The organism is Ottowia thiooxydans (genome assembly GCF_040548795.1).
Classification (GTDB): Bacteria; Pseudomonadota; Gammaproteobacteria; order Burkholderiales; family Burkholderiaceae_C; genus Ottowia; species Ottowia thiooxydans_A.
Window position 1 is genome coordinate 299770 of record NZ_JBEPSH010000008.1, and the last position, 16319, is coordinate 316088.

Annotated in this window: 20 protein-coding genes; 6 read left to right on the forward strand and 14 right to left on the reverse strand. The window is 58.9% G+C overall.

What is annotated here, in order from left to right; translation table 11 throughout:
* Positions 1-8: 8 nt before the first annotated feature.
* From ABIE13_RS20695 to ABIE13_RS20710, 4 genes are all read right to left on the reverse strand, one after another.
* The gene (locus tag ABIE13_RS20695; protein ID WP_354446923.1) at positions 9-602 is read right to left on the reverse strand and encodes a chemotaxis protein CheW; all 594 of its coding nucleotides are present in this window, start codon (positions 600-602) and stop codon (positions 9-11) included.
* Between the two features lie 163 nt (positions 603-765).
* Positions 766-1131: a response regulator gene (locus ABIE13_RS20700; protein WP_354446924.1), complete on the reverse strand. Its 366-nt coding sequence runs from the start codon at positions 1129-1131 to the stop codon at positions 766-768.
* A gap of 13 nt (positions 1132-1144) precedes the next feature.
* Entirely contained in the window at positions 1145-1528 is a 384-nt protein-coding gene (locus ABIE13_RS20705; RefSeq protein ID WP_354446926.1) for a response regulator, read from the reverse strand.
* 67 nt (positions 1529-1595) lie between these two features.
* Positions 1596-1766 carry a rubredoxin gene (locus tag ABIE13_RS20710; protein WP_354446928.1) on the reverse strand — a complete coding sequence of 57 codons (171 nt, stop codon included), beginning with the start codon at positions 1764-1766 and terminating at the stop codon, positions 1596-1598.
* 88 nt (positions 1767-1854) lie between these two features.
* Between ABIE13_RS20710 and thiD the strand changes: the two genes are divergently transcribed.
* Both thiD and hemL read left to right on the forward strand, forming a co-directional pair.
* Positions 1855-2796, forward strand: coding sequence for a bifunctional hydroxymethylpyrimidine kinase/phosphomethylpyrimidine kinase (gene thiD / locus ABIE13_RS20715; protein WP_354446929.1), 942 nt, complete (start codon positions 1855-1857; stop codon positions 2794-2796).
* On the forward strand, positions 2780-4093 hold the full coding sequence (hemL, locus tag ABIE13_RS20720) for a glutamate-1-semialdehyde 2,1-aminomutase (protein ID WP_354446931.1): 1314 nt from the start codon (positions 2780-2782) through the stop codon (positions 4091-4093). Before thiD ends, hemL begins: the two co-directional genes overlap by 17 nt.
* A gap of 90 nt (positions 4094-4183) precedes the next feature.
* Here hemL and purH read toward each other — a convergent pair whose 3' ends face one another.
* From purH to dusB, 3 genes are all read right to left on the reverse strand, one after another.
* A complete protein-coding gene (purH, locus tag ABIE13_RS20725) occupies positions 4184-5788 on the reverse strand; it encodes a bifunctional phosphoribosylaminoimidazolecarboxamide formyltransferase/IMP cyclohydrolase (RefSeq protein WP_354446933.1) in 1605 nt (534 codons plus the stop codon).
* An 85-nt stretch (positions 5789-5873) separates the two neighbouring features.
* A complete protein-coding gene (locus ABIE13_RS20730) occupies positions 5874-6107 on the reverse strand; it encodes a Fis family transcriptional regulator (protein ID WP_354446934.1) in 234 nt (77 codons plus the stop codon).
* Positions 6104-7150, reverse strand: coding sequence for a tRNA dihydrouridine synthase DusB (gene dusB / locus ABIE13_RS20735; protein ID WP_354446936.1), 1047 nt, complete (start codon positions 7148-7150; stop codon positions 6104-6106). The genes ABIE13_RS20730 and dusB overlap by 4 nt, the downstream gene beginning before the upstream one ends.
* Positions 7151-7293: 143 nt before the next feature.
* Between dusB and ABIE13_RS20740 the strand changes: the two genes are divergently transcribed.
* From ABIE13_RS20740 to ABIE13_RS20755, 4 genes are all read left to right on the forward strand, one after another.
* A complete protein-coding gene (locus tag ABIE13_RS20740) occupies positions 7294-7770 on the forward strand; it encodes a YqaA family protein (RefSeq protein WP_354446937.1) in 477 nt (158 codons plus the stop codon).
* The gene (alkB, locus tag ABIE13_RS20745) at positions 7767-8447 is read left to right on the forward strand and encodes a DNA oxidative demethylase AlkB (protein ID WP_354446939.1); all 681 of its coding nucleotides are present in this window, start codon (positions 7767-7769) and stop codon (positions 8445-8447) included. The genes ABIE13_RS20740 and alkB overlap by 4 nt, the downstream gene beginning before the upstream one ends.
* A gap of 105 nt (positions 8448-8552) precedes the next feature.
* Positions 8553-9101 carry a midcut-by-XrtH protein gene (locus ABIE13_RS20750; RefSeq protein WP_354446941.1) on the forward strand — a complete coding sequence of 183 codons (549 nt, stop codon included), beginning with the start codon at positions 8553-8555 and terminating at the stop codon, positions 9099-9101.
* Positions 9102-9145: 44 nt separating this feature from the next.
* Positions 9146-10000, forward strand: a complete 855-nt coding sequence (locus ABIE13_RS20755) for a sterol desaturase family protein (RefSeq protein ID WP_354446943.1) — start codon at positions 9146-9148, stop codon at positions 9998-10000.
* A 42-nt stretch (positions 10001-10042) separates the two neighbouring features.
* On the opposite strand, the gene ABIE13_RS20760 is transcribed toward ABIE13_RS20755, so the two are convergent.
* From ABIE13_RS20760 to ABIE13_RS20790, 7 genes are all read right to left on the reverse strand, one after another.
* Positions 10043-10615, reverse strand: a complete 573-nt coding sequence (locus ABIE13_RS20760; RefSeq protein ID WP_354446945.1) for a YceI family protein — start codon at positions 10613-10615, stop codon at positions 10043-10045.
* A 79-nt stretch (positions 10616-10694) separates the two neighbouring features.
* The gene (locus ABIE13_RS20765) at positions 10695-11270 is read right to left on the reverse strand and encodes a YceI family protein (protein WP_354446947.1); all 576 of its coding nucleotides are present in this window, start codon (positions 11268-11270) and stop codon (positions 10695-10697) included.
* Between the two features lie 65 nt (positions 11271-11335).
* Complete coding sequence (locus ABIE13_RS20770; RefSeq protein WP_354446949.1) at positions 11336-11902, reverse strand: cytochrome b; 567 nt, start codon at positions 11900-11902, stop codon at positions 11336-11338.
* Between the two features lie 213 nt (positions 11903-12115).
* Entirely contained in the window at positions 12116-12871 is a 756-nt protein-coding gene (locus ABIE13_RS20775; protein WP_354446951.1) for a citryl-CoA lyase, read from the reverse strand.
* A gap of 31 nt (positions 12872-12902) precedes the next feature.
* Positions 12903-15053 (reverse strand): acetate--CoA ligase family protein, encoded by a 2151-nt coding sequence (locus tag ABIE13_RS20780; protein ID WP_354446953.1) that lies wholly within the window; start codon positions 15051-15053, stop codon positions 12903-12905.
* Positions 15050-15547, reverse strand: coding sequence for a MaoC/PaaZ C-terminal domain-containing protein (locus tag ABIE13_RS20785; RefSeq protein WP_354446955.1), 498 nt, complete (start codon positions 15545-15547; stop codon positions 15050-15052). The genes ABIE13_RS20780 and ABIE13_RS20785 overlap by 4 nt, the downstream gene beginning before the upstream one ends.
* Entirely contained in the window at positions 15544-16293 is a 750-nt protein-coding gene (locus ABIE13_RS20790) for an SDR family NAD(P)-dependent oxidoreductase (RefSeq protein ID WP_354446957.1), read from the reverse strand. Before ABIE13_RS20790 ends, ABIE13_RS20785 begins: the two co-directional genes overlap by 4 nt.
* Positions 16294-16319 lie beyond the last annotated feature (26 nt).

Below are 16319 nucleotides of genomic sequence, written 5' to 3' on the forward strand. Positions count from 1 at the left end.
AGCAGGTATTACGCACCAATATCCAGAAAATCTGGATCTTGCGAAAGGATTTGCAGGTTGATTTCCTGCCATTCGACTCCAGCGGAGTCGGTGTAGATATGACCAAAATAGCGCGGAGCCCCCTCTGGCGGCGAAGCAGAAGTGGCGAATGCGTCTGTGGTGCGCAAACCCAGCAGCCGGTCCACCAGCAGCGCGCAGTTGACTTCAAGCAATGGGTTCAGAGCCACCAGGCGGCTTTGCGCAGCCATGGCCTCGCTCTGCACCGCCAGTCTGGCATGGCCCCCAGCAAGTTCTGCGCCTGAATCTGGCTCTGTTTGCACAGACGCCTGGGCCGGCTGCCTGCCCATGAAAGCAGAGAGGTCTACCACCCCCAGCAGACCGCCTCGGAGGTTGGCAACGCCAAGGAACCAAGGGCGTGCATAGTGCACAGACCGGACCTGGGTAGAGGTAAATATTTCGCCCGCATGGCTGAGTGGGAACAGCAACTTCGACTCGCCCGCCTCCACCGCCAGCCAGGAGGCAGAAACGCCAGAAGAACGCGCCGATTGCAGGCGCTCGTTCAGCCGGTTCTGAAATTCACGAAGTGCCTGTTTGGTCGCCATACCCGGCCGAGCTAGATGGTGGCGCTGGACGCGCCGGAAAAAGTCCAGACTGAACGCATGCAGACTTCACTTGATAAGTGAACGCCTTCAAGGGCCCTGGTGCCGGGACTGCGAATGTTCATGCGATGTTCTGAAGAAAGCGGTGGTGCGCTGGTTTCCCAGGTCACTCAAGCGCCTTGATCTTGGCGATGAGTTCGGCCTCGTCTACGGGCTTGGTGATGTAGTCACGCGCGCCCTGCCGCATGCCCCAGACGCGGTCAGTCTCCTGGTTCTTGCTGGTGCACATGATGATGGGAACGTCTGCAAACCGAGGATCCCGCGCGATGCTGCGCGTCAACTGGAATCCATTTTGCCCAGGCATCACGACGTCCATCAGAATCAGGTCCGGCTTCGCCTCTTCGAGGCGCTGGCGAGCTTCTTCACCGTTTTCGGCCGTGGTCACCTTGAATCCGGCCTTGGTGAGCAGATCTCCAAGGAACATCAACTCCGTTTTGGAATCGTCTACCAACAGCAAGTTTCGAATGGGCATTAAGTGGCTTCCTTCAGTCAGGGGCGACAAACTGCTGCACGGCCAGCAGCAGTTGGTCCTTGGTGAATGGTTTGGTCAAATACTCCTGTGAACCCACCATGCGGCCACGCGCCTTGTCGAATACGCCGTCTCTTGATGACAGCATGATCACTGGCGTTGAAGCAAATTTTTCGTTGCGCTTGATGATGGCGCAGGTCTGGTAGCCGTCCAGCCGCGGCATGAGGATGTCGCAGAAGATCAGGTCAGGATGGTTGTCATTGACCTTGGCCAACGCATCAAAGCCGTCCTCAGCCAGCATGACTTCGTGCCCACCCTGCTTGAGAAAGATCTCGGCGCTGCGTCTTATGGTGTTGCTGTCATCAATGACCAACACCTTTCTTGATCCGTTCAAACCCACCCCATTCTCCTCAGGTTGTGGTGGCCGGGAACCCTGTTCGGAATATCCTGCGCCGCCGTTGGATCACTCAGATCTGCACCATCTCGAAGTCTTCCTTCCTGGCACCACATTCGGGACAGGTCCAGTTCATAGGAACCTGCTCCCAGGGCGTACCAGGGGCAATGCCGTCTTCGGGCGCTCCGGTGGCTTCGTCGTAAAGCCATCCGCAAATCAAACACATCCAGGTTTTTGTTTCCATTACAGCTTATGTGGTACTCGCATAGAATGCAATCGATTGTATCGACGGGTGCGTTGCACTTGTCACCCGATGGCTTGAATTGCGCTCAATGATTGGAACAGGTGTGGTCACCTCGTCGCAAGATAGCGACACTCTTGATGAATCTTCTGAGGATGTCACTCTTCCCTGCGTGCTGAGCTTCAATGCCAGCGATCCTACCGGAGCGGGGGGATTGACCAGCGACGCCATGGTCATCGCCTCAGTAGGTGCCCATGCGCTGCCTGTGATGACTGGCGCCTATCTGAGAGATTCGCGAGAAACCATAGGTCATGCCGCTCTGGACGACTCGGCTGTGATTGAGCAGGCGCGCCTGGTGGCCGAAGATGTTCCCCTGCAAGTGATCAAGGTGGGTTTCGCCGGCAGCACCGAGGCCGTGGCAGCGATCGCAGCCTTCGCAGCCGACTATGTAGGCGTTCCACTGGTGGCTTACATGCCAGACCTCTCATGGTGGGACGACCACGAAATTGACTCCTACCTGGACGCCTTTCGGGACTTGCTGTTGCCCCAGACAGCAGTGTTGGTAGGCAACAACAGCACCTTGCGCCACTGGCTGCTGCCGGAATCGTCCACCCAACGTTATTCCCGCACGACAGACCTTGCACGCGCCGCAGCCGAGTATGGCGTGTCCTACGTGCTGGCAACCGGCCTGGCGCTGCCCGGCGGCCAGATCGGCAACGTCCTGGCTTCGCCTCAAGAGGAGCTTCTGTCCCAGTCCTTCGAACGCATCGAAGCGTCCTTCGTCGGAGCAGGCGACATTCTTTCATCTGCGCTGGCCGCACTGCTTGCCATGGGCTCCGACCTCAACGAGGCGACAGCCGAGGCTCTTCAGTACCTGGATCAGTCCCTTGACCATGGCTTTCACCCCGGCATGGGCCATGCCGTGGCAGATCGCCTGTTCTGGGCTGAAACCGATGACCCTTTTCCCGAAGAACCTGGCGAGCCGGGTTCTTCTCCCGATATTCCTGACCCATTCAATGAAACCAAGCACTGACCTCAATGAAGCCCTGATGGAGCGCGCACGCCGAGTCATTCCTGGCGGCGTCAACTCTCCCGTGCGTGCCTTCAAGGCGGTTGGCGGCACCCCACGCTTTGTCAAGCGCGCTCAAGGGGCGTATTTTTGGGATGCCAATGACCAGCGCTACATCGACTACATCGGCTCCTGGGGTCCCATGATCCTGGGCCACGGCCACCCCGCAGTGCTGGAGGCCGTGCAAAAAGCCGCCACGGAAGGATTCTCATTCGGTGCGCCCACTGAACGGGAAGTCGAACTCGCCGAAGAAATTCTTTCGCTGGTGCCTTCGATGGAGATGGTGCGCCTGGTGAGTTCAGGCACGGAAGCAGGCATGACCGCCATTCGCCTGGCACGGGGTGCCACGGGCCGAAGCAAGATCATCAAGTTCGAGGGTTGCTACCACGGCCACGCGGATGCGCTCCTGGTCAAAGCTGGCTCCGGTCTGGCCACGTTCGGCAACCCCACCAGCGCCGGTGTACCCCCCGAGGTCGTGCAGCACACCCTGGTACTGGAATACAACAATCTCGCCCAATTGGAGGAAGCCTTCGCCCTGCACGGCAAGGAGATCGCGGGCCTCATCATCGAGCCGATTGCTGGCAACATGAATTTTGTGCGCGCCACGGTGGAGTTCACCCGTCGCTGCCGCGAGCTGTGCACCGAGCACGGCGCGCTTCTTATCTATGACGAGGTCATGACCGGTTGCCGCGTGGCACTGGGCAGCGCCCAAAGCGTGTATGCGAAACACATCCCTGGCTTTGAGCCCGACATCACCGTGATGGGCAAGGTCATTGGCGGGGGCATGCCCCTGGCCGCATTCGGCGCCAAACGCACCGTGATGGAACACCTGGCACCGCTGGGGTCTGTGTACCAGGCGGGTACTCTTAGTGGAAATCCGGTCGCCACCGCGTGTGGCCTGGTCACGCTGAGAGAAATCAAGAAGCCAGGGTTTTTCGAAGATTTGTCTCTAAAAACCCGCTCTCTGGTGGACGGTCTGAAAGCAGCAGCCGATGCTGAAGGGGTGCCGTTCTCAATTGATTGCGAAGGCGGCATGTTCGGCTTTTTTCTTCTGCCTGAGCTGCCCAGCAACTACACCCAGGTCATGAAGAGCGACTCAGCCCGGTTCAATCAGCTTTTCCATGGCCTGCTGGATCGGGGTGTTTACCTTGCGCCTGCGCTGTACGAAGCCGGCTTCGTCAGCGCCGCGCATACTGACGCGGACATCTCTGAAACCGTAGCGGCTGCGAGGGACGTTTTCCGCGAGATGGCGCCAAAGTAGCACCTGGCAGGAGACAGTCGCACCTTGACGCCGCGCCCACTAAGCAGGGACGGCGATCAAGGGGGGCCCATCAGCAGTTCAATGCCCGAATCAATGCCTGAAGTGGCGAACGCCTGAGAACACCATAGCCACACCGCGCTCGTTGGCCGCATCGATCACTTCCTGATCACGCATGGAACCGCCAGGCTGGATGACGCAGGTTGCCCCCTGGTCGATGACCACGTCCAGGCCATCGCGGAACGGGAAGAAGGCATCGCTGGCCACTGCCGAGCCTTGCAGAGACAAGCTCGCATGCTGGGCCTTGATGCTGGCAATGCGTGCTGAATCCAGTCGGCTCATCTGGCCAGCGCCTACGCCCATGGTCATGCCATCTTTGCAAAAGACAATGGCATTGCTCTTGACGAATTTAGCCACCTTCCAGGCAAACAGAAGATCTTCCATTTGCTCTGGCGTGGGTTTCAACTGGGTGACGACTTTCAGATCCGACAGCGCCAACTCGTGGTTGTCTGAGGTTTGCATGAGCAGGCCAGAGCCCACGCGTTTGACATCCATGGCATTGAGGCCGCGCGCCCAGGCGGACTTGCCATCTCGCTGAACGCCTTCCAGGGAGATGCGCAGCACCCGGACGTTGGCCTTGGCCTTGAATACTGCCAGCGCTTCGGGGGTGAACTCGGGCGCCATCAGAACTTCGACGAACTGCTTGCTCACCTGCTGCGCAGCTTGTTCGTCCACGGCCACGTTAAAGGCAATGATGCCGCCAAAGGCGCTGGTGGGATCGGTCTGAAAGGCCTTGCTGTAGGCCTGAAGGGCATCTGCACCCACGGCCACTCCACAGGGATTGGCATGCTTGACGATCACGCAAGCCGGCGCGGTGAACTGCTTGACACATTCCCAGGCGGCGTCGGCGTCGGCGATATTGTTGTAGCTGAGTTCTTTGCCTTGCAACTGCTCTGCCGTCACCAGAGAGCCTGGCGCGGGATACATATCCCGATAGAAAGCTGCATGCTGATGCGGGTTCTCGCCGTAGCGCAGGTCCTGCAATTTCACAAAACGGCCATTGCTGTGCGCAGGAAAGATTCCTCGCGTGGGCGGTTGTGAATCCGAGGCCGAGGAGAAGTCAATGGACGAAAGATAGTCGCTGATGGCGGCGTCGTAGTCGCTGATGCGATTGAATGCGGCTGCGGCCAGGGCGAAACGGGTGGCGTCGCTCAGTCTGCCCTCACCAGCACGCAGCTCAGCCAGCACACCCTCATACTGCCCGGCATCGGTCAGCACAGCCACATGCCGCCAGTTCTTGGCAGCGCTTCGAACCATGGCGGGCCCGCCAATGTCGATGTTCTCGATGGCATCGGCCAATGTGCAGCCATCCTTGGCCACTGTAGCTTCAAAGGGATACAGATTGACGACCAGAAGATCGATGGTGCCAATGCCGTGCTCCTCGAGCGCCTTCATGTGCTCGGGCACATCACGGCGTGCCAGCAGGCCACCATGGACTGCTGGGTGCAGTGTCTTGACACGGCCGTCGAGCATTTCGGGAAAGCGCGTGACCTCTGCCACCTCGGTGACCGGCAAGCCGGCATCCGCCAACAACTTGGCAGTACCGCCGGTGGACAACAGCTTGATGCCCAGCGCTGACAGCGCGGTGGCGAACTCGGTGACACCGGTTTTGTCGGATACGGAAATCAGGGCGTTCATGCTTGGACTCATCAAAAGAGAAGATAAAAAAACGCAAGCCGGCGAACCGGCTTGAGGTGTCTAGCGAGCGTGGGCTCGCCTTCCGTCAGATCAGCTTGTGCTCCATCAGTTTCTTGCGCAGCGTATTGCGGTTCATGCCCAACCACTCGGCCGCTCGCGACTGGTTGTGTTCGGCATGTTGCATGACGACGTCAAGCATGGGTCGCTCCACCACCTTCATGACCATGTCATACAGCCCATTGGGCTCAATACCGTCGAGATCGCGCAGATACCCCTCCAGGTTCTCGCGAACACATTCCTCTATATGCTTCTTGCTCATAGTTCTCGTGGTGTTTCCACCTCGTTGGCAGGCGTTGTGAGCGCTGAACCGGGCCAGCGTTCGTGGCTCTCGGCCAGCACCTGCAAGTAATCACTTACCGCGCGCCACTGGGCGTCGGCATCCTCCAATTCATTGATGGCAGCGCGAAATTCGTCGCCCCCCTCCATGTCGCGCACCATCCAGCCAATGTGCTTGCGAGCCGAGCGAACACCTGTGTATTCGCCATACAGCGAATAGTGGTCTTGCAGATGCGTCAGCAGCGCTCTGCGTACTTCGAGCACCAACGGCGGTGCCAGGAGTTCGCCCGTGGCCAGAAAGTGCGCAATTTCCCGCAGTATCCAAGGCCTGCCCTGCGCAGCACGGCCCACCATCACAGCGTCAGCGCCAGTCTCGGCCAATACAGCCCGGGCCTTGGACGGGGAATCTATATCGCCGTTGGCAACCACCGGCACCTGCACCGAAGCCTTGACTGCGGCAATCGTCTCGTATTCTGCATGTCCTTTGTAGCCCTGCTCCCTCGTCCTGCCATGGACGGTAATCATCTGGACACCCAGGGATTCTGCGGCGCGGGCAATGCGCACCGCATTTTTTTCCCGTGCACACCAGCCCGTCCGCATTTTGAGCGTCACCGGAACCCGGTGCGGCGAACAGGCATTGACCACCGCTTCGATGATTCCAAGCGCAAGAGGCTCATCCTGCATGAGCGCAGAACCCGCCCACTTATTGCACACCTTCTTGGCAGGACACCCCATATTGATGTCAATGATCTGGGCCCCACGCTCCACGTTGTAGACCGCAGCCTCCGCCATCATCGCTGCGTCGGTACCGGCGATCTGAACTGCAATGGGCCCTGGCTCACCGCTGTGATCGGCCCGCCGCGAGGTCTTCAGTGTGTGCCAGAGGTCCTTGCGGGAAGTCACCATCTCACTCACGGCATACCCGGCACCGAAGCCACGGCACAGTTGCCGGAACGGTCTATCCGTCACGCCTGCCATCGGCGCGACAAACACATTGTTGGGCAGGACGTAGGAACCGATCTGCATGGGCTGGGAGGGGAGCGGAAGGAAGGACAAAGAAGGATCGGCAGGAGCGCAATTCTAGCTGCTTAAAATTTCAGCAATTGAAATACGCGGCTGCGGAATATGTAACTTCAACCAGCGCTTCACCCTCTACACTTGCCTGCCAAATGGAAGCCTGGCTGCAATCCCTTCTCAACGCGCTGGCACTGCCTGAATATGGCCTGTCTACTGTATTCGTGGTGTCGTTTGTTTCTGCCACGCTCCTGCCCATGGGTTCGGAGCCGGCAGTGTTCGGACTTATCAAGCTGAACCCCCATCTGCTCTGGCCCGCGATCACCGTGGCTACAGTGGGCAACACCCTGGGCGGCATGGTGTCCTGGTGGATGGGTCTGGGCGCACACAAGATGGTCGACAAATACAGGCACTCTCCCACACACTTGCGTGCGCTCCAATGGCTGGAGAAGTTGGGCCCCAAGGCCTGCTTTCTCTCGTTTTTGCCCATCATCGGTGATCCCTTATGCGCCGTGGCCGGTTGGCTGAAGATGCCTTTGCCGGCCTGCACCGCGTACATGGCTGCAGGAAAATTCCTGCGCTATCTGGCGATGACGTTCGGCCTTTTGCACTTCTGGCCATCTCCCGTATGAGCACTGCCCCGCTGTTCGATCTTGACAACCCGCTTGTGGGCGTGGAAAAGCGCCTCGGCCAACAGGCCACCGTGCTTCACGGCTTTGCGCTGCCTTATTTTCAAGCCGTGTATGCCGCGTTGCAAGACATCATTGCCCAAGCTCCTTTTCGAACAATGATCACGCCTGGCGGCCGAAGCATGTCTGTGCAACTGACCAATTGTGGTGCATTGGGTTGGACCAGCGATGTCCACGGATACCGCTACGGCGCGCTGGACCCCGAAAGCTCCCTGCCCTGGCCCCCGCTTCCAGCCGCTATTTTGCAGTTGGCTCGCGCAGCGGCTGCCCATGCAGGCTTTGGCAGTTTTAATGCGGACGCCTGCTTGATCAACCGCTACAGGCCCGGTTCCCGGTTGTCGCTGCATCAGGACAAAGATGAGGTCGACTTTTCAGCCCCCATTGTTTCGGTATCGCTGGGCATCCCTGCCGTCTTCCTATGGGGCGGCCACACCCGCTCAGACCGTGCGGAGAGAGTGCCGCTTTTTCATGGCGACGTGGTCGTTTGGGGCGGAGTCGACCGGTTGCGTTTTCATGGCGTCGCGCCTCTCAAGGAAGAGGTTCACCCCCTGTTTGGCGCCGAGCGAATCAATTTGACCTGTCGAAGAGCCGGCCCTCTTCAAAAGAACCCTACACCCTGAGCACGCTGCGTGACAAGAGAAATTCCGTGACTAAAGTCACATTGACAGACATAAAGTAACAAACAACAATACCCGTAGAACATATTTACAGGGTGGGAACGTTACATGTCCAGCAGATTTCCAAAGACTCACGCCGCTCGCACGGTGGTGGCAGCCACTTTACTCATTGCCAGTTCAGCCGTTTGGGCCGGCATCGCTCCTCCGGTCATTGAGTATGGTCCAGCGCCTGTGAGCACCGCTGTACCCACTCTGGGTGAATGGACCATGGTCTTGCTTGCGCTGCTGGTGAGCGTAGTGGCCTACCGCGCACTCAGAGGACGAGTCAATGGCCGTCTTCTGTCGAATCTCGCGCTGGTTGGCGGCGCGTTGGCTGCGACAGTGGCCGGGCACGGTCTGATTGGCAAGGCAGAAGCCATTGTTGAAACTCCCACTGAGGTCAACTTGATGTCCGCAGGTGGCGGAAGCGTGGACGCGCCATATTGGTCCCGGCTGTCCAATACATCCGGAGTTCCATTGCAGATCAAGGCAATCACGCCCAAGAGCTGGACGGAGCTGACCCCACCACCAAGCGAATGGCCGCGTTGCAAAGTGGGCACAGTCGTCATGCCCAATGCCAAATGCGATACCAGGTTCACCTACGCCGCACCCACCTGACTGAAATCGGTTGATCGAGACTCGCACCCCGACCCGGCGCGAGGTTGAATACACTCAAATCCGGCAGGCGCATGCTGCAACTCTATCTCGCGGCCGTCATCTTCGCCTTGAGTCTGGCGATGCTGCTGGAAGTAGTTTTGCCGCTTCATCAAGGTGCAACCGCTCCGCTTATGCGCTGGGCAAGCAACCTGGCACTTTCCGCTTTGGCGCTGGGTGCTACGGTCCTCGCTTCCACTGTGGCTCTGACAGCCTCCCAAGCCCTGCATATCGGGCCTTCGAACGGTCTGTTGACATCCCTTGGAACGCCTGTGGCGGCCCAGTGGATCATCACCTTCCTGATGCTGGACGGCACGGCCTATGCCTTGCACCGGGTCTCTCACCATGTGAACTGGCTGTGGCGGCTTCATTCGGTGCACCACAGCGACCTTGAGCTGGACGCCACCACGACGCACCGGCATCATCCGCTTGAAAATGTGATCGCTGCCCTGGTCTCCCTGCCGGTGTTGCTGATACTAGCGCCTCCTGTTTGGGCCGTATTGGCTTACAGCCTCACGGCGGTGGTGGTCAGCACCCTCTCCCATAGCAGCGTGGCTCTGCCCCAGTGGCTGGACAAGATTTTGCGCGGCTTGATCGTCACGCCGGCTTTCCACCGCACCCACCATAGTGCGGATAGAGTCCAGACAGACAGCAACTACGCCACCGTCTTCCCTCTTTTCGACCGCCTGTTCCGCAGCGCTTCACCTGTGGCTGCCGACAAGGGGCGCACCTTGACGATAGGGCTGGAGACTGGCCGCGATCCATACAGCCAATCCCTGCCCGCCCTGCTGATGGCGCCGTTTCGTCGATCCACGTCAGCGCCCGCCGCCCGGTCCGACCTCGGACAAAACATCACGCGCTGAGGAGCCTAGAGAGCCTCTGCAAAACCCCTCACGCGCGTCAACTTACTGTTTGATGGCTTCGACTGTGGCGATCAGCTTGACTTCCTTGCCAGCCACCATATTCAGACCGTAGTCCATGCCCCATTGGGTGCGGTCAATCATGCCTTCGAAATTTCCACCGCAGACCTCACGCTTGACCATGGGGCTCTGATAGCAGGCGAATTGGGTGGCCTTCAACGTGATGGGATGTGTCTTGTCCTTGATGGTGAGCTGGCCATCCACCTGACTGACCTTGTCGCCATCGAAGTGGAACTTGGTGCTGACGAACTTGATGGTCGGATACTTGGCGACGTTGAACATCTGCTCGCCTTTCAGATGGCCGTCAAACGGTGGTACCCCGGTGGAGATGGAAGACGCATCAATGGTCAACTCCACTTGGCCGGTCTTGGCTACTGGGTCGTACTTGATTTTTCCCTCTTCCTTGTCGAAACGGGCCCGGTTGATACCAGCACCGAAATGGGTGATCTCGAATATCGCGGAGGTATGTGTCGGCTCGGTCACGTAGTCGGCAGCCTGTGCCGGCAACACGGCGCCAACAGCAGCCAGGATAGCGAGAGAAGTCAGGGATCGGCGCATGAAGTTCATCCTTTCAAGATGATGGTTACTACAAAAAAATAGCTCCAGCGTTCAAGCCGCTGGAGCTGATGGGTTCTGATCAGATCTTGCCAATGCCGGTCACGACCAGCTTGAACCTGACTTGCACTTCATCGGCCACCATGGACGTGTCGGCCCATTCCTGCTCACCGATCTTGTAGGCCAGACGTTTGATTTCGAACTGACCACTGGCAGTGGTCTTGCCGCCAGACTGGGTAAGCTGAACCGGCACCGTGACGTCTCGCGACGCACCCTTGATGGCCAGTTGACCCAGAACTTCAAATTTGCCGCCACCCAGCGACTTGACGCTTTTAGATTGGAAAGTGGCCTGAGGGAACTTCGGCACGTTGAACCAAACAGGTTTAGGCATCTCGGCATCAGTCTCTTTGACACCGAGCGTGGCACTTCCCGTATCAATCGCCAAGTTGATCTTGGCGGCATCTGGCTTGGCAGCGTCGAAAGCGATTTGGGCGCTGAATTTGCGGAAGTGCCCTTCTACAGGCACACCCATCTGCTTGCTCACGAATTGGACGCTGCTCTCGGCAGGGACCAATGCCTGTTGCGCCATCGCGGGGGCTGCCACCGTCATGGCCAGGGAGGCCAACATGGCGCCAGGAATCAGGGAACGAAACAACATCTACATCCTTAGAACGATAAAGAAATCAGTGATTGGCCACCTTGGAAGGCAGCGCTTCGAGCCACTTAGCTGGCCTTGCCCAAGCCGATGCGAGCCAATAGACCGTCGCGGTCCATCAGGTGGTGCTTCAACGCCGCCGCCACATGCAGCAGCACCAGGCCCGCCAATGTGAAGGCGGCCAATCGATGCCACGGCTTGATGGCCTCGGCGAAAGCCTTATCCACGGAAAGCAGATCCGGAAGCGGCCATGCACCGAACAGAACGACGGGAAACCCCGCCGCGGAGCTGTAAGCCCATCCGATCAGCGGCACGGCGAAAAAAAGCACGTACAGCAGGTAGTGGGTTCCATGGTGCGCCATGCGCTGCCACGTCGGCATGGAGTTCGCTATAGTTTCAGGAAGCGGGGGTGGGCGGTGCGTGAGCCGCCAAAGCAGGCGCAACACGGTCAGAAAAAGAATGGTCACGCCAGCCCATTTATGCCAGTTGAAGAGCTTGAGCTTAGCGGGCGAGAATGACAGTCCTGTCATGTACAGCCCCACACAGAAGACCCCTATCAGAGCCAGCGCCAAAAGCCAATGGAATGCAATGGCAACGGTGCTGTAGCGGGAAGATGGCGAAGGGGAAGAACTCACAGGACTACTCTTTTCCGAACGGGCTGAAACGTACCCGCGCAGGGTAGGTTCCACATTCAGGGGGAAAAGTTCAATCTTCGTGAAGCGCTCTATGCGCCAGCCGCATTTGCAAAGGCGTTTTTCAGCAGCCCTCCTGGCCCGTCAGAAGCAATTGGATACAGAGACTTCAGTGGCGGACATGCGCAAGTCCGCCCAACGAAGCCTGTGTCGTCCTCACCCGTGCTCTGCTGTTCCTGAAGCCATATCCCAGACCTTCTGGCCAATCGGGTTTTTCTGCTCCTCAATGATATGGGCCATCAATCCCACAGAACGACCAATCATGGTGAGCGCCTTGCCCAACTCTGGTGTCAGCCCCATGTCCAACGCAATGGCCCCCTTGGCGCCAGTGGCATTCAAAGGTACCTTGCGTCCGGACAAACGCGCTGTGGCTGAGGCCAGCTCGACTGCGAAACGCGAGTAGTTGCCGTAGTAGCCGCATTCCTTGGCGATCTCGAACATCTTCTCGCAGCGCGGATCTCCATCGACATGGATGGGATGCCCCACCCCCGGGATCTTGCGTTTGGCTGCCTTGTTAGCCCTGACACACTCTTCTGCATAGCGGCGCAATTCTTCGTCGGTATAGCTCTCCTGTTTGGGAAGTGCATCACGTAAAAAACGGGCGGCATACTCGATCACTCCGAGAAACCGACTGCCTGCGCCTAAAAGCCCCGCAGCCAGCGCTCCCTGCATAGCTTCTGGCGCACCGTGCAGCGTCAGCCGCGCGGACAAGGCGCTCGGCGTCAAGCCATGGTCCGTCGCACTGACCAGGAAGAGGTTAAGCATGCGCTTTAGCTGGGGAGACGGAAACTCTCCCAACAATTCCAGCGCAATCACATCAATGAAGTCGCGGTAGAACAACTCATTGACGAGATCATGACCCCGGATCAGTATGGAGTGGGCGTCTCCGCCTCCGATTTGACTGTCGAACATATGAAATTTCCGTTGTTAACTCAGGACTTACTCACTCAATCACAGCATCCAGAGCGACGACGCCCTGCCCCTCGTCCAGGACGACCAGCGGGTTGACTTCCAGCGATTGCACGTGCACGCCCAACTCCAGGAATAGCTGGGCGAGACGCTGCATGGCGTCCAGCAGCGCCTCACGATCACGCGCCGGCAAACCTCGGTGGCTGTCCAGGCGCCTGGCGATGCGCGTCTGCAGGAGGGCACGCTCAAGGACTGCTCGGCTGGCAGGCAAATGGCAACGGGCAACATCTGCATCTACCTCCACCCACACGCCCCCGGCCCCGACGGAAAGCACCGGGCCGAAAATTTCGTCACGATGGATCCCGACCAGAATTTCCACGCCACCGGTCACCATTTCAGAAACCAGTACACCGCGAATGGCTTGCGGGGATATCCGGTGCTGGCGAGCATTGTTCATGATGAGATCGAACGCGACCCTCACCTGATCGTCACTCTGCAAATGAAGCTGCACCCCACCGATTTCGCTTTTGTGAAGCACCCCGTCAGCGACCAGCTTGAGCGCCACAGGAAAACCAATAGCGCGCGCGTGCATCACGGCTTCGTCGCCATTGGCTGCCTGCTTCTCCCTGGGAGAGCGCACGCCGTGATGCGCGAGCAACGCTTTAGCTTGTGCTTCGTTGCTGGGCAGCGCCAGCGCAGGAGTGGCCGCAGGAGGAACCGCCGGCAACTCCTGAGCGTCCACCCGCGGATCTACGGTCTCAGTCACGTGCTGCGCATATCGGCTGATGCGCTGCAAGGCCAGCATCGTGTTGCGCAAACTGTAGATAGGTGCAAAACCCTCCCGGATCAACATGTCATGCGCAGGACCGCGACGGCTGCTCATCCAGACAGGAACGAACGCCTTCGCGCCGCCTCTGGCCACCTCCAGCATGTTGCGCACGATGCCTTCCGTACTGGCGGCGTAGTTGGAAGTAATGGGATAGAGCACCACATCCACCTCAGGGTCCTTGAAGAGCGGCGTCAAGCAGTTTCTGGCCAGCGTCGGATCTACCAGCGCCTTCGTAGTCAGATCCACCGGGTTCGTCAGGGCTGCATAAGATGGCGCATACCTTGCCATTTCCGCCACAGTGCCTGGTCCCAAAGTCGCCATGGACAGGCCGGCTTCACCGACCTTGTCGGCAGACAAAACGCCAGCACCGCCCGAAGAGGAGTACACGCAAATGCGCTTCAAGCTGCGAACGCCCACGCGCGAAATCAGACTGGCCACGTCAAGAAGCTCGTCCAGGTCATCCACCCGGATCACACCGTACTGAGCAAACACGGCATCGTTTACCAAATCTTCGCCCGCTAGCGAAGCAGTGTGCGACTGAGCTGCTTTCTTTCCGAAATCCGATCTTCCGATCTTGAGCGCCACCAGCGGCTTGCCTGCTTTCTGAGCGGCTTTGGCGGCAGCGACAAATCGAGCTCCATCCTTGATGCCCTCCATCACTGTGCAGATCAGGTCAGTGCCGGGGTCTTTCGCCAGCCAGTGAATGAAATCGGCACTATCCAGATCCAGCTCGTTGCCCGTGGAGAACCAGCGAGAGAAGCGCACGCCACGCTCATTGCCTTGCATCAGCGAGCGGCCCAGGCCTCCACCTTGGGTGACCAGACCAATGCGCGATAACTGGCCGCTGCGGCCATCATTGCAGAACTCAGTGGAAAAAGTCAGCCCCAGGCGCGGATCCAGCATGGTCAACCCTGCGCAGTTGGGTCCATACAGGCGCATACCGGTACGGTGGGCCAGGGTCAGCATATCCGCCTCTACTGAACGCCCTGCCTCTCCCAACTCCCCGAACCCCCCTGTGAACACGATGGCGTAGCGCACGCCCTTCTGCGCGCACGACTGCAGCGTGTCCACCGCGACTTCCGCCGGAACCAATAAAAGAGCAACGTCAATGCCTTGCACGGGCACGTCGCCAACAGTCGGATAAAGCGGTTGGCCCCTGAGTTCTCCACCCTTTGGATTGACGAGGTAGACCTGACCATCAAAATCCGAATGCTCCAGCACATTCACCACGGTGGTGTGACCCAGCGTTCCGGGCGTAGTGGATGCGCCAACGATCATGACGGAGCGCGGACGAATCAACTCCATCAGATCATCGAAGTCGACGGAAGCATCAAATACGGACGTACTGGAACTCATGGCGCCTCCGGCCTGCAGCGAAGCAGAGCGGTCCATTCGCTTTCTGCCACAACATCCTGCCGCTGGTTCTTGATGGTTCTATGCATCACTACACGACCCGTACCGGGGCGTTTGGTCGAGAGGACTTTCTCCCCGATACGAAGTTCCACGTGGACGGTATCGCCCATGAGGACCGGTGCGCGCCACTTGCAACGAAGTTCGGTCAAAGCCAGGCGTGCGCCGTCCATGAGCCTGTATACCGGCATGCGCGTAGTCAGACCGGAGGCGATGGCCAGGACCAACAGGCCATGTGCCGCACGCTGGCCGAAGGGGTGGCCTTCAGCGAACACCGCGTCAGTATGCAGCGCGTTGTAGTCTCCGGAGAGACCCGCGAACTGCACGACGTCTGTTTCGGTCACTGTGCGTCGGGGGCTTTCCCACGCCTGGCCTGGTACGAGATCGTCGAAGTACAAGCGCCGGCCTAAGTGCTCGTCCAGGTCAAAAGAAGCCGTCATGCGTAACGCCCTCCCGTCACGTGCACAGTCTCTCCGGTAGTGAAACCCGCAAGCTTGGAGGCCAGGAAGGCCACGGTCGCCGCAACGTCTGCAGGGTCACCCAGCCTTGCCACCGGCGTGTTGGATTTGGCACGTTCCGTGAGCTCCAGGTAGTCTGGACGCTGCTGCATGCGGGGGGTTGAAATGACACCCGGGGCAACTGCATTGGCAGTGATGCCAAACTTGCCTGACTCCAGTGCCAGTGAGCGCGTAAACCCTATCAATCCCGCCTTGGCTGCAGAGTAGTTGGTCTGACCAGGGTTACCCAGGTGCGCGCGCGAGGCAATGTTGATCACTCGGCCAAAGCGATTTTCCATCATGAGAGGCAACACTGCCCGTGAGCAATGAAAAGCTCCAAGCAGAGTCACGTCCAGCACCGCATGCCAGTCTTCCTCAGACATCTTGGTCAGATAGCGGTCGCGAGCGAAACCCGCGTTGTTGACCAGAATATCGATCGCCCTCCATCTCTCCACCGCTATCTGGACCGCGGCGCCAACTTCTTCCTTGTTCGTCACATCCGCGCGCACGCCGATGGCCTGCCCACCCAGCGAGATCAGTTCACGGCACGCCTCGTCAATGGCCGCCTGATTGGTATCGCACACCACGACGTTGCACCCTTCTTGAACAAACCGCCTGGCCATCGCCAGGCCCAATGTGCCGGCGCCGCCAGTAATGAAGGCAGTGCAATCTTTCAAGCCTAAATCCATGATTGATTCCTTGTTCCGTACAGCAC

Bases quoted from the DNA above. Each gene is read 5' to 3' on its own strand.
- dusB (WP_354446936.1), bottom strand. From the start codon at position 7,150: ATGCAGATCGGTTCCTACGTCCTGCCCAACAATGTGTTTGTCGCGCCG.
- ABIE13_RS20765 (WP_354446947.1), bottom strand. From the start codon at position 11,270: ATGTTGTTTCGTTCCCTGATTCCTGGCGCCATGTTGGCCTCCCTGGCC.
- ABIE13_RS20740 (WP_354446937.1), top strand. From the start codon at position 7,294: ATGGAAGCCTGGCTGCAATCCCTTCTCAACGCGCTGGCACTGCCTGAA.
- ABIE13_RS20695 (WP_354446923.1), bottom strand. From the start codon at position 602: ATGGCGACCAAACAGGCACTTCGTGAATTTCAGAACCGGCTGAACGAG.
- purH (WP_354446933.1), bottom strand. From the start codon at position 5,788: ATGAACGCCCTGATTTCCGTATCCGACAAAACCGGTGTCACCGAGTTC.
- ABIE13_RS20730 (WP_354446934.1), bottom strand. From the start codon at position 6,107: ATGAGCAAGAAGCATATAGAGGAATGTGTTCGCGAGAACCTGGAGGGG.
- ABIE13_RS20710 (WP_354446928.1), bottom strand. From the start codon at position 1,766: ATGGAAACAAAAACCTGGATGTGTTTGATTTGCGGATGGCTTTACGAC.
- ABIE13_RS20780 (WP_354446953.1), bottom strand. From the start codon at position 15,053: ATGAGTTCCAGTACGTCCGTATTTGATGCTTCCGTCGACTTCGATGAT.
- ABIE13_RS20785 (WP_354446955.1), bottom strand. From the start codon at position 15,547: ATGACGGCTTCTTTTGACCTGGACGAGCACTTAGGCCGGCGCTTGTAC.
- ABIE13_RS20760 (WP_354446945.1), bottom strand. From the start codon at position 10,615: ATGCGCCGATCCCTGACTTCTCTCGCTATCCTGGCTGCTGTTGGCGCC.
- thiD (WP_354446929.1), top strand. From the start codon at position 1,855: ATGATTGGAACAGGTGTGGTCACCTCGTCGCAAGATAGCGACACTCTT.
- alkB (WP_354446939.1), top strand. From the start codon at position 7,767: ATGAGCACTGCCCCGCTGTTCGATCTTGACAACCCGCTTGTGGGCGTG.
- ABIE13_RS20750 (WP_354446941.1), top strand. From the start codon at position 8,553: ATGTCCAGCAGATTTCCAAAGACTCACGCCGCTCGCACGGTGGTGGCA.
- ABIE13_RS20790 (WP_354446957.1), bottom strand. From the start codon at position 16,293: ATGGATTTAGGCTTGAAAGATTGCACTGCCTTCATTACTGGCGGCGCC.
- ABIE13_RS20775 (WP_354446951.1), bottom strand. From the start codon at position 12,871: ATGTTCGACAGTCAAATCGGAGGCGGAGACGCCCACTCCATACTGATC.
- hemL (WP_354446931.1), top strand. From the start codon at position 2,780: ATGAAACCAAGCACTGACCTCAATGAAGCCCTGATGGAGCGCGCACGC.
- ABIE13_RS20700 (WP_354446924.1), bottom strand. From the start codon at position 1,131: ATGCCCATTCGAAACTTGCTGTTGGTAGACGATTCCAAAACGGAGTTG.